9 protein-coding genes and 1 pseudogene are annotated in these 10570 nt (G+C 74.2%); 4 read left to right on the top strand and 6 right to left on the bottom strand.

Annotated elements, in window-relative coordinates; genetic code table 11:
• Both AA75_RS14325 and AA75_RS14320 read left to right on the top strand, forming a co-directional pair.
• Positions 1-405, top strand: a 405-nt coding sequence (locus AA75_RS14325; RefSeq protein ID WP_149038127.1) for a LytR C-terminal domain-containing protein, incomplete at its 5' end; no start/stop codon positions are given.
• 222 nt (positions 406-627) lie between these two features.
• Entirely contained in the window at positions 628-2208 is a 1581-nt protein-coding gene (locus AA75_RS14320; protein ID WP_051812377.1) for an LCP family protein, read from the top strand.
• A 20-nt stretch (positions 2209-2228) separates the two neighbouring features.
• Here AA75_RS14320 and AA75_RS14315 read toward each other — a convergent pair whose 3' ends face one another.
• Positions 2229-2852, bottom strand: a complete 624-nt coding sequence (locus AA75_RS14315) for an acyltransferase (protein WP_051812376.1) — start codon at positions 2850-2852, stop codon at positions 2229-2231.
• Between the two features lie 39 nt (positions 2853-2891).
• A complete protein-coding gene (locus tag AA75_RS14310) occupies positions 2892-3959 on the bottom strand; it encodes a glycosyltransferase family 2 protein (protein ID WP_051812374.1) in 1068 nt (355 codons plus the stop codon).
• A gap of 161 nt (positions 3960-4120) precedes the next feature.
• Here AA75_RS14310 and AA75_RS49300 point away from each other — a divergent pair, with 161 nt between their 5' ends.
• Complete coding sequence (locus AA75_RS49300) at positions 4121-5605, top strand: LCP family protein (RefSeq protein ID WP_051812372.1); 1485 nt, start codon at positions 4121-4123, stop codon at positions 5603-5605.
• Between the two features lie 76 nt (positions 5606-5681).
• On the opposite strand, the gene AA75_RS14300 is transcribed toward AA75_RS49300, so the two are convergent.
• From AA75_RS14300 to AA75_RS53980, 4 genes are all read right to left on the bottom strand, one after another.
• Positions 5682-8246 (bottom strand): ABC transporter permease, encoded by a 2565-nt coding sequence (locus AA75_RS14300; RefSeq protein ID WP_033820367.1) that lies wholly within the window; start codon positions 8244-8246, stop codon positions 5682-5684.
• Positions 8247-8265: 19 nt separating this feature from the next.
• Positions 8266-9033, bottom strand: coding sequence for an ABC transporter ATP-binding protein (locus AA75_RS14295; RefSeq protein WP_033820369.1), 768 nt, complete (start codon positions 9031-9033; stop codon positions 8266-8268).
• 332 nt (positions 9034-9365) lie between these two features.
• Positions 9366-9920, bottom strand: a complete 555-nt coding sequence (ssuE, locus tag AA75_RS14290) for an NADPH-dependent FMN reductase (protein ID WP_033820366.1) — start codon at positions 9918-9920, stop codon at positions 9366-9368.
• 161 nt (positions 9921-10081) lie between these two features.
• A complete protein-coding gene (locus AA75_RS53980; protein WP_368666565.1) occupies positions 10082-10159 on the bottom strand; it encodes a putative leader peptide in 78 nt (25 codons plus the stop codon).
• 163 nt (positions 10160-10322) lie between these two features.
• Here AA75_RS53980 and AA75_RS14285 point away from each other — a divergent pair.
• Positions 10323-10570: pseudogene (locus AA75_RS14285) on the top strand (hypothetical protein); the annotation flags it as partial.

Here is a 10570-nt window from a genome sequence, read left to right as displayed (position 1 = left end):
CCCCCCGCCGCCCCGGCCGCCCCCGACGTGGACGGCGCGGCCGTCCGGGCCACCGTCCGCAACGGCACCGGCCAGCCGCAGCAGGCCTCGAAGGCGGTGGCCACCCTGCAGGGCAAGGGCTTCGCCAAGGCGGCGACCGGCAGCAACGCGGAGGCTGCGGAGGCCAGCAGCGTCTCGTACCCGGCCGGGAAGGCCGACCAGGCCGCCGCGCTGGCGGCGGCGCTCGGCCTGCCGGCCACCGCCGTCCAGCAGAGTTCCCAACTCGGCGCCAAGGACGCCCTGGTGGTGGTGCTCGGCAAGGACTTCCTCGGGGCCGCCCCGGGCACCGCCGCGGCCGCTCCGGCCGAGGCGCCGAAGGACCTCCAGCGGGTGCAGGCGGACGACACCAACGTCTGTGCGAAATAACTCACGCCCACCGTGCACCTTCTGACGCCCCCGGCGCGTATGGAAGGGCGGGAGGCCCGGCCTGTCGAGCACACCGGGTGACGGTGCCCTCGACGGAGCGTCAGGCAGCCCGCCCCGCGCGTGGACCGGCGCTGTGATCAAGCTGCAACCGAGGCGTGCCCTCGGGTAGCTTGTCCGTTCGAACACTCACGGGGTATCGAACGGACGGGCGGGGGAACAGGGATGGACGAGGGCACGGAACCAGATGGCGGCCGCGCCGCGGAACGCCGGCCGGCCGGCGGTACCCGCCGGGGCCGCCGACGGGCCCGGAGGTCCGGCATACGCCGCTGGATCAAGCCGGTCGCCCTGACCACCGGCGCCCTGGTGGTGGCCGGCTGCGGCGGCGGCTACCTCTACCTCAGGCACCTGGACGCCAACCTCCAGCACGCCCCGCTCGGCGCGGGCAACGCACCGCCGCCGCCCGGACAGGCCGACGCCCAGGGCCGGGTGGCGATGAACATCCTGATCATCGGCACCGACAGCCGCAAGGGACTCGGCGGCGGCTACGGCGACCGCGACAACGTCGGGGCGGGCAACAACGACGTCAACATCGTGCTGCACGTCTACCCCGACAGGCGCGCCGCCGTCGCGCTCGACCTGCCCCGGGACACCCTGATCGACCACCCCAAGTGCGTGGTGAACGGCGAGACGCACGCGCCGCTGAAGCACCGGCCGCTCAACGAGGCGCTGGGGCACGGCGGTCCGGGGTGCGTCCAGGACACCGTGCAGTCGATCACCCATCTGAAGATCGACCACTACGTGCTGGTCAACTTCCAGGGCGTCAAGGACATCACCGACGCGGTCGGCGGGGTGGAGGTCAACCTCTGCCAGCCGATCAAGGACAAGGACTCCGAACTCGACCTCCCCGCCGGGGTCACCAAGCTCAACGGCGAGCAGGGCCTGCAGTTCGTCCGCACCCGCAAGCAGGTCCAGGACGGCACCGCGATCGGCCGCTTCGCCATGCAACGGGCCTTCCTCGCCTCGCTGTTGAAGAAGGTCACCGACCAGGGCACGCTGCTCGACCCGACCAAGGCCTTCCCGGTGGTGGAGGCCGCCACCAGGTCCATCACCGTGGACGACCCGATCGCCGGGACCCTGAAGCTGGCCGAACTGGCCTCCAGCCTGCACAACATCAAGCCCGCCGAGATCAGCTTCGTCCAGCCCCCGACCGAGTACACCCACGACGACCCGGACAAGTCGCTGCGGGAGAAGGACCGGCTGGTCCAGCCCGGCGCCGACGGGCTGTTCGCGCTGATCCTGGCCGACCGGACGCTGAACGGCACCGAGGACCACTCCGGCGGCGCCGACCCCGCCGCCTCGCCGGCCGCCGACCCGCAGCCCGCCGCACCGTCCTCGCCCGCCGCACCGCCGGTGGACCCGGGCACGGTCACCGTCCAGGTCCTCAACGGCACCCCGCAGCCCAACCTGGCCGCCGAGACCGGCAAGAAGCTCAGCGGCCTCGGCTACCGCGCCTCGCCCGGCACCGGAGCCGGGACCGGCGTACGGACCAGCAGCGTGCGCTACGCCCAGGCCGACCAGCGGGCCGGCGCGCTCGCCGTGGCCGCCGCGCTGGGGCTGCCGGAGTCCGCCGTCTCGGCGGGCGGCGGCGGCCGCGGTGTGGTGGTCACCCTCGGCGCGGACTACCAGCCGGGTGGCGGGGCCGCCGCGGCGCCCGCGCCGGTGCCCAGCGCGGTGCCCTCGGACGTCGCCGTGCACCAGGGCGACGAGGGCGGCTGCGTCCAGGGCCGCACCGGCACGCACTGACCGCGGGCCGACGGCTGCCGTCAGGGGGCCTCGGAGAGCACGCCGCCGGCCTCGACGTACTCCTCGCCGGTGCGCGGGCAGCGCCAGCGCCCGCCACCGGCGTCCGCCAGCGGCTCGCCGGCCCGGCCCACCCACTTGATCCGGCGCGCCGGGACCCCGGCCACCAGCGCGAAGTCGGGGACGTCCCGGTGCACCACCGCGCCGGCCGCGACCAGCGCCCAGCGGCCCACCGTCACCCCCGCCACCAGCACCGCCCGGCCACCGATCGAGCAGCCCCGGCGGAGCGTCACCCCGCGGGCGTGCCAGTCGTCGCCGCGCTTGAGCCTGCCGTCGACGTCGACCGAGCGCGGGTACAGGTCGTTGGTCAGCACCGCGGCCGGGCCGACGAACACGCCGTCCTCCAGCACCGCGGGCTCGTACACCAGCGCGTGGTTCTGCAGCTTGACCCGGTCGCCGATCCGCACGCCGGGGCCCACGTAGGCGCCCCGGCCGACGATGCAGTCGGCCCCGATCTCGGCGTCCTCGCGCACCTGCGCCAGGTGCCAGACCGTGCTCCCCGGACCGATCACGGCCCGCTCGTCGACGTCCGCGGTCGGCTCGACGCGTACACCGGTCCGGGCCGGCGCCCCCTCAGCAATCCCCATGGCGGGGACGATAGCGCCCGGGGCGGGGCGGCCGGAGGGTTATGGCGCAGTCGGCCGCAGCCGGGCCTGCCGCTCGTCGCCGCCCGGGACCATCGGGGCCGGTGCGGTGCTCGCGATCACCCGGCGGGCCAGTGAACGCGGGGAGGTGAGGAAGCCGAAGCCCCAGCTCATGTGCATGGTGACCAGGGCGAGGGGCAGTTGCAGCCGGGCCTTGGCGGACAGGCCGCGGCCCTCCAGCGCGGAACCGCCGAGGATGGCCGCCAGGTAGCCGAGCGGGACGGCCAGGAAGGCCGGGTGCACCAGCGCGCCGAGCACCAGGGCCGAGGCCATGGCGGCGACCGCGGCGGGCGGGGCGAGGTAGCGCAGGTTGACCGAGCCGCGGTGGTAGCGGGTGACGACCCGGCGCCAACGGCCGTAGTCCTTGTACTGCTTGGCCAGCGCCCGGACGTTCGGGCGGGGGCGGTAGGTGACCCGCAGCTGCGGGGTGAACCAGACCAGGCCGCCGTCCTGGCGGATGCGGTAGTTCAGCTCCCAGTCCTGGGCGCGGATGAACTCCTCGTTGTAGCCGCCCAGCTTCTCCAGCACCTCGCGGCGGAACACCCCCAGGTAGACGGTGTCGGCCGGGCCGGCCAGGCCGCCGGTGTGGAAGGCCGCGTTGCCGACGCCGATCTTGGAGGTCATGGCGGCCGCGACGGCCTTCTCCCACTCGCTCTCGCCCTCGGCGTGCATGATGCCGCCGACGTTGGCCGCGTCCATCTCGCCGAGCAGCCGCACCGCGGTGGCGATGTAGCCGTCGGTGAGCAGGCCGTGGCCGTCCACCCGGACCACTATCGGGTGGCTCGAGCCGCGGATCGCTGCGTTCAGCCCGGCGGGCGTGCGGCCGGTGGGGTTCGGCACGGTCCGCACCCGCGGGTCCGCGGCGACCAGTTCGGCGGCGATCTCGTCGGTCCGGTCGGTGGACGGACCGAGCGCGATCACCACCTCGATCGCGCCGGGGTAGTCCTGTTCCAGGATCCGGCGGACAGCGGTGCGGAGGTGACGTTCCTCGTTGAGCACCGGCATGATCACGGAGACCGCCGGCAGCTCTTCAGCAGCCTTGGTGTTCATCGGGCCCCACCGTACCGGCGCATACCCGCCCTTGTCAGATGCGGGTACCCACCAGGTTCGACGCCGTGATCAGGAGGCTTCCGACGGAACGTGCCTGCTCGCCCGGATGCCCGGCGCGCCGCGCGCCGGACCGCCCGGACCACGCCCCTACGATCCAGAGGATGCCCCCGTCCCGCCCGCGCCGCCCCGCTCGCCCGCCCCGCCGACGCTGGGCCCAGTGGGCGGCGGGCGCCCTGTCGCTGGCCGTGCTGGCGGCCTCCTGCGGCGGCTGGGCGATGGTGAACGGCGTCAGCGACGCGATCGACCGGGTGGACGCCTTCAGCGGCGACCACGAGCGTCCCGCCGACGACGGCGTCACCACCTTCCTGGTGGTCGGCACCGACGACCGCGAGGGCATCCCCGAGGCCACCTTGAAGCAGGTCCTGCACGCCGGCGGCGAGTCCTGCCACTGCACCGACACCATGATGATCGTCCAGCTCGCCGACGGCGGCGGCCGGGCCAGCGTGGTCTCCGTCCCCCGCGACTCGTACGTGGACATCCCCGAGCACCAGGACCCCGCCACCCACCGGCAGGTGCCCGCCGCCAAGGGCCGGATCAACGCGGCGTACGGCATGGGCGGCGCCCAGCTCACCGTCCGCACCGTCGAGCAGAACACCGGCGTGCGGATCGACCACTACCTCCAGGTCGACTTCCTCAGCTTCGTCGCCGCCGTGGACGCCGTGGGCGGGGTGGAGGTGTGCACCAGCAAGCCGCTCAAGGACGACTACTCCGGCCTGGACCTGCCGGCCGGCACCACCCGGCTGGACGGCGCCGGCGCGCTCAAGTACGTCCGGGCCCGGCACGTCGACGGCAGCTCCGACCTCGGCCGGATGCACCGCCAGCACCGCTTCCTCGCCCAGCTGCTCCGGCAGGCCGCCACCGCCGGTACCCTGCTCGACCCGGCCCGGCTGGGCCAGGTCACCCGGACGGTGCTGAGCTCGGTCAAGGCCGACCAGCAGCTGACCGGCGACGACCTGCTCCGGCTGGTCTCCCGGCTGAAGGAGCTGTCCGCCTCCGACGCCGACTTCGCCACCGTGCCGCTGGCCGCGCTCGACCACCAGGTCAGCGGCTGGGGTTCGACCGTGCTGTGGGACCGGCCCCGCGCCGAGGCGCTGTTCGACGCACTGCGGCACGGCCGGCCGCTGACCGACCGGCCCGCCCCCGGGCCGTCCGCCGCCCCGGTGCCCGCCGGGAGCGTGGCGCCCGGACAGATCCGGGTCCAGGTGCTCAACGGCTCCGCCGTCCAGGGCCTGGCCGCCCGGGTCGACGCCGACCTGCGCGGCGCCGGGTTCGCCACCACCGGTACGCCCGCCAACACCGGCGACACGACCGCCGTGCGCACCACCGTCCGCTACGACCCGCACTGGGACGAGTCGGCCCGTACGGTGGCGGCGGCGCTGCCCGGCGCCGAACTGGCCGAGGCGCCCGGTCTCGGTGCCACCGTGCAGGTGGTGGCCGGTACCGACTACCGGGGTGTGACGGGGGCGCCGTCGAGCGGCCCGCCGCCGGCCCGGCCCTCCGCGGGTGCCTCGCCGGCGGCCGCGGGCGGGACGCCGGGCCCGGCCGATCCGGCCGCCGAGACCGGGGCCGAGGTCGGCTGCCCGTGACCGGGCGCCCCCGAGCCGGGCATGCCGCGGGGGCCGGGCATGGTGCCCGGCCCCCGCGTCCCCCGTGGTGGTGCGGTCAGTCGGTGGCGATGGCCGCCAGGACGTTCATCCGGCCGGCCCGGAAGGCCGGGACGAGCGCGGCCAGCAGACCGATCACGGCCGAGGCCACCAGGATGAAGACGATCGTCGCGGTCGGGACGGTCAGCACGTCCAGGCCCTGGTCGGCCAGCACCTTGCGGGCGGTGACGCCCCAGGCGAGGCCGAGCCCGCAGCCGAGCAGGGCGCCGAAGACCGCGATCACCACGGACTCCAGCCGGATCATGCGGCGCAGCTGGCGGCGGGAGAGGCCGATCGCCCGCAGCAGGCCGATCTCGCGGGTCCGCTCCACCACCGACAGGGCCAGGGTGTTGACGACCCCGAGGACCGCGACGGCGATGGCGAGGCCGAGCAGGCCGTAGACCATGTAGAGCAGCTGGTTGACCTGGCTCTGGATGAGGTCCTTGAGCCCGGCCCGGTCCTGCACCTGGACCTGCGGGTAGGTCTCCAGCGACTTCTGCAGGGCGGTCAGGGTCCGGTCCTTGTCCGCGCCCGGGTCCGCGATGCCGAAGATCTGGTCGTCGCCGGGGATCTCGTCGGCGGGCAGCACCTTCGCGACCGTGCCGAAGGAGGTGAAGGGCAGTCCGTTGAGGACGGATCCGCTCTCGGTGACGACACCGACCGGCAGGCTCTGGGTCCGGCCCTGGCCGTAGTCGACGGTGAGCCGGTCGCCGACCTTGACGCCGTGCTCCGTGGCGAACTTCTGGTCCACCGAGATCCCGCCGCCGAGCGCGTCCTCGGTCCGGCCGGAGACGGCCGGGATCCGGAAGCCCTCGGTGAAGTTGGGGGTGACCACCAGCAGCGGGGACTTGGGGTGCTTCCCGTCCGGGGTGCCGAAGGTGACCTGCAGCTGCTTCTGCTCGATCAGCGTCCTGACGCCCGGGGTGGTGCGGGCGGCGTCCGCCATGGCCGGCGTGAGCGGGCTGTTGGCGGTGATCACGTAGTCGGCGCCGACCGAGTCGTCGATCTGCGCGTTGACCGAGCTGACCATCGAGTTGGTGACCACCGAGGCGCCGGTGACCACGGCCAGGCCGATCATCAGGGCGGCCGCGGTGGCGCCGGTACGGCGGGGGTTGCGCATCGCGTTGCGCTGGGCCAGCTTGCCGGACGGGCCGAACAGGGCCGGCAGCGCGGCGCCGAGCACCCGCACCACCCCGGTGGACAGCAGCGGGCCGAGCACCACGAAGCCGATCAGGGTGAGCACGATCCCGGCGCCGAGCGGCAGTCCGCCGTCGGCGGCCTTGTGCGCGGCGGCCGCGGCGCCGAGGCCGGCCACGCCGAGCGCGGTGAGGACCAGCCCGATGACGGTGCGGATCCGGTTGGCGGAGGCCTCGGCCGGGGTGCCGTGGTCGCGCAGGGCGGCCATCGGAGAGATCCGGCTCGCCCGGCGGGCCGGGACCCAGGCCGCCAGCACGGTGATCAGGATGCCGACCGCGTACGAGGCGACCGGGACGGTCCAGGTGATCTCCAGCGAGGAGGCGTCCAGGTTCATCCCGAGCAGCTTCATCAGCTGGATCAGCAGGACCGCGAGGCCCAGGCCGGCGGCCAGCCCGAGGGTGGAGCCGAGCAGGCCCAGGATCAGCGCCTCGATCAGCACCGAGCGGTTGACCTGCTTGCGGCTGCCGCCGAGGGCCCGCAGCAGGCCGATCTCGCGGGTGCGCTGGGCGACCAGCATCGAGAAGGTGTTGATGATCAGGAAGCCGCCGACCAGCAGCGAGATCCCGGCGAAGCCGAGCATCACGTACTTCATGAAGTCCAGGAAGGAGCCGACGCCCTTGGCGCCGTCGGCCTTCTGGTCGGCCGCGGTCTTGCCCTGGAAGCCGCTGCCGAGTGCGGCCAGCGCCTCCTGCTTGAGCTGGTCGTCGGTGCGGCTGCCGTCGCCGAAGAGGTCGACCGAGGTGTACGCGACCTCGCCGAGCAGGGTCTTCTGGGCGGTGGCGGTGTCCAGGAAGGCCAGTGCCGCACCGGGGTTGGTGGTCCGGAAGGTGGCGATGCCGGACAGCGTGAAGTCGTAGTTGCCGCTGGTGGCGACGACCCGGACCTTGCTCCCGAGGCCGAGGTGCGCCTTGGCGGCGGTGTCGGCGTCGAGCACCAGGTCGTCCGGGCCCTGCGGGAGGTGGCCGGAGGTCAGGTCGAGGGCGCTGCGCGGGGAGTCGGTCCAGTTGCCGACGATGGTGGGTGCGCCCTGGGTCGGGCCGACCACCTTGTTGGCGACCGGGTCGACCAGGACGGTCGACTGGCTGAACACCTGGCCGAGGGCGGTCCGGACGCCCGGCAGGCCGGCCAGCCGGGAGACGGTGTCCACCGGGACGGTGGCGGGCTTGACGCCGCGCGGCGGCCCGTTCTGGTCGGACTCCTCGACGGCCTTGCTGACCGAGAGATCGGAGGCGGTGGAGGCGAACAGCTTGTCGAAGGTGCTGGTCGCGGTGTTGGCGAAGACCAGGGTGCCGGACACGAAGGCGACCGACAGCACCACGGCGATCAGCGAGAGGATCATCCGCCCCTTGTGGGCGAGGAAGCTCCGTAGCGAGGTCTTGAGCAGCATGGGGGTTTCCGGCTCCGAATCAGCTGGTGCGCTTGCCGTCGAAACGGCGCATGCGCTCGAGGACGGAGTCGGCGGTGGGGGCGGTCATGTCGTCGACCAGGGCGCCGTCGGCGAGGAACAGCACCCGGTCCGCGTAGCCGGCGGCGACCGGGTCGTGGGTCACCATGACGATGGTCTGGCCGAGCTCGTCGACCGAGCGGCGCAGGAAGGTGAGCACCTCGGCGCCGGAGCGGGAGTCGAGGTTGCCGGTGGGCTCGTCACCGAAGATGATCTCCGGGCGGGCCGCCAGGGCGCGGGCCACCGCGACGCGCTGCTGCTGGCCGCCGGACAGCTGGGTCGGCCGGTGCTTGAGGCGCTCGGACAGGCCGACGGTGTCGATCACCTGCTGCAGCCAGGCGGCATCGGCCTTGCGGCCGGCGATGTCCATCGGCAGCGTGATGTTCTCCAGCGCGTTGAGCGTGGGGAGCAGGTTGAACGCCTGGAAGATGAAGCCGATCTTGTCCCGGCGGAGCTGGGTGAGCTGCTTGTCCTTCAGCCCGGTGATCTCCGTGTCGCCGATCCAGATCCGGCCCTCGGTGACCGTGTCCAGCCCGGCCAGGCAGTGCATCAGGGTCGACTTGCCGGACCCCGAGGGGCCCATGATCGCGGTGAACCGGCCCCGCTCGATGTCCACGTCGACGGCGTCGAGTGCCGTCACCCGGGTCTCCCCGGCGCCGTACGCCTTGGTCACCTGGCGGGCACTGGCCGCGCTGGCGGCCCGCCCGCCGGACTGCTGGGCGCTGTGCACGGCGTTGGCTGCCGTCGTCACTGGAGTCTCCTCGTTGTCCTGGTTCCACCCGTTGGCCCCCCGAGCCTGGCGGTCGCGGGGGTGCGTCGGCCATGGGGCCCGCACCCCTTTCCGGCCTGGGGCCGGCACCACCACCGGGTGGCGAGGGGGGATAAGGACCACGTTAGGAGAGCGGTGGGGACGGCACCTCATCCGCCGGGAGGAAGCCGACCGACCGGGAGATGTACGGGGTGCGCGGCACCTCCCCCTAGGGGACCAGGGGACGGGGGTGAGGGTCGGTCCGGGTGCGCGCACCCGGACCGACCCGCCGTACCGCCGCGCCGCCCCGCGGCTCAGCCGGCCAGCGCCGGCTCCGGCCTGCGCTCCAGCGCCGCCGCGAAGGCCTCCACCACCGGCGTGAGCAGCACGTCCGTCTCCCGCTCCAGTTCGGTGGAACCGTCCTCGCGGACCGTGATGTGCCGGTCCAGCACGAACCAGCCCTGGGTGATGTGCCCGGCCCCCATCGCGCTGAGCACCGGGCGCAGCGCGTAGTCCACCGCCAGCACGTGCGCGGTGGAGCCGCCGGTCGCCAGCGGGAGCACGGTGCGGCCGCGCAGCGCGTACTGCGGGAGCACGTCCAGCAGGGCCTTCAGCAGGCCCGAGTAGGCCGCCTTGTAGACGGGGGTGCCGATCACCACGCCGTCGGCCTCGGCGAACAGCTCGACCGCGCGGGCCAGTTCGGGGTGCGAGAGGTCACCGGCCAGCAGCGCCTCGGCGGGCAGGGCGCGCACCTCGAACGGGACCACCCGGTGGCCGCGGGCGGTCAGGCGGGCGTCGACGTGGCGGAGCAGCCGGGTGGTGCGGGAGGTCGCGGACGGGGAGCCGGACACGGACAGGACGGTGGCCATGGGGATCACCTCGGGGCAGGACGGTGCCGGTGGTCGGCGGGCACCGTGGCAGGAAGCGGGACGGGCCGGCGCGGGGCGCGGACACGGGAGCGGCCGCCGGCGCGGGGCACGGCAGCGCGGGGCGCGGGTGCGGCGGGTTCAGGCAGAAGGGCGGCGAGCGGTCAGCCGCGACACAGCGCGCCGGACACCCGCACCAGGTCGACGTGGAGCCGACGCGTGAGAGTCCATCGCTGTTCCATGCCCGTCATGCAAACACGGGCGTTTCCGGGCGGTCAAGGGTTGGTTCCAGCCCCTGAACATTTCCCGCTGAACGATCCGGGCCCTGCATCAGCTCTGTTACAAGCGGCCCCGCAGCCGACCCGGCAGCACTGCGGGCTGCCGCTTTCGGGCATCCTTCCCCACATGAACACGTGGCAGGAGGACCGCCCGGGCGGCGGCGGGTACGGGTCGTACGGTCAGGGCCGGCGCGGCCCCGGCCAGGGTGGTCAGGGCCACGGCGGACAGGGTTACGGCGACCAGGGCGCCGAGGGCCAGGGCTACGGCGCCCCGGGGTACGGCGAGGCCCCGGGCTACGGCGGGCCGGCCGCGGAGCCGCCGCTGCCGCCCGAGCTCAACCCGCGCGGCGCCGGCATCCCGGCGCCCGCCGGGCC

This window comes from Kitasatospora sp. MBT63 (genome assembly GCF_000710465.2).
GTDB lineage: Bacteria > Actinomycetota > Actinomycetes > Streptomycetales > Streptomycetaceae > Kitasatospora.
This window is presented reverse-complemented; position numbering and strand designations above follow the sequence as displayed.

What these genes read in the sequence shown, in the direction of transcription:
- AA75_RS14320 (WP_051812377.1), top strand. Translation starts at nt 628, where the DNA reads ATGGACGAGGGCACGGAACCAGATGGCGGCCGCGCCGCGGAACGCCGG.
- AA75_RS14315 (WP_051812376.1), bottom strand. Translation starts at nt 2,852, where the DNA reads ATGGGGATTGCTGAGGGGGCGCCGGCCCGGACCGGTGTACGCGTCGAG.
- AA75_RS14310 (WP_051812374.1), bottom strand. Translation starts at nt 3,959, where the DNA reads ATGAACACCAAGGCTGCTGAAGAGCTGCCGGCGGTCTCCGTGATCATG.
- AA75_RS49300 (WP_051812372.1), top strand. Translation starts at nt 4,121, where the DNA reads ATGCCCCCGTCCCGCCCGCGCCGCCCCGCTCGCCCGCCCCGCCGACGC.
- AA75_RS14300 (WP_033820367.1), bottom strand. Translation starts at nt 8,246, where the DNA reads ATGCTGCTCAAGACCTCGCTACGGAGCTTCCTCGCCCACAAGGGGCGG.
- ssuE (WP_033820366.1), bottom strand. Translation starts at nt 9,920, where the DNA reads ATGGCCACCGTCCTGTCCGTGTCCGGCTCCCCGTCCGCGACCTCCCGC.
- AA75_RS53980 (WP_368666565.1), bottom strand. Translation starts at nt 10,159, where the DNA reads ATGGAACAGCGATGGACTCTCACGCGTCGGCTCCACGTCGACCTGGTG.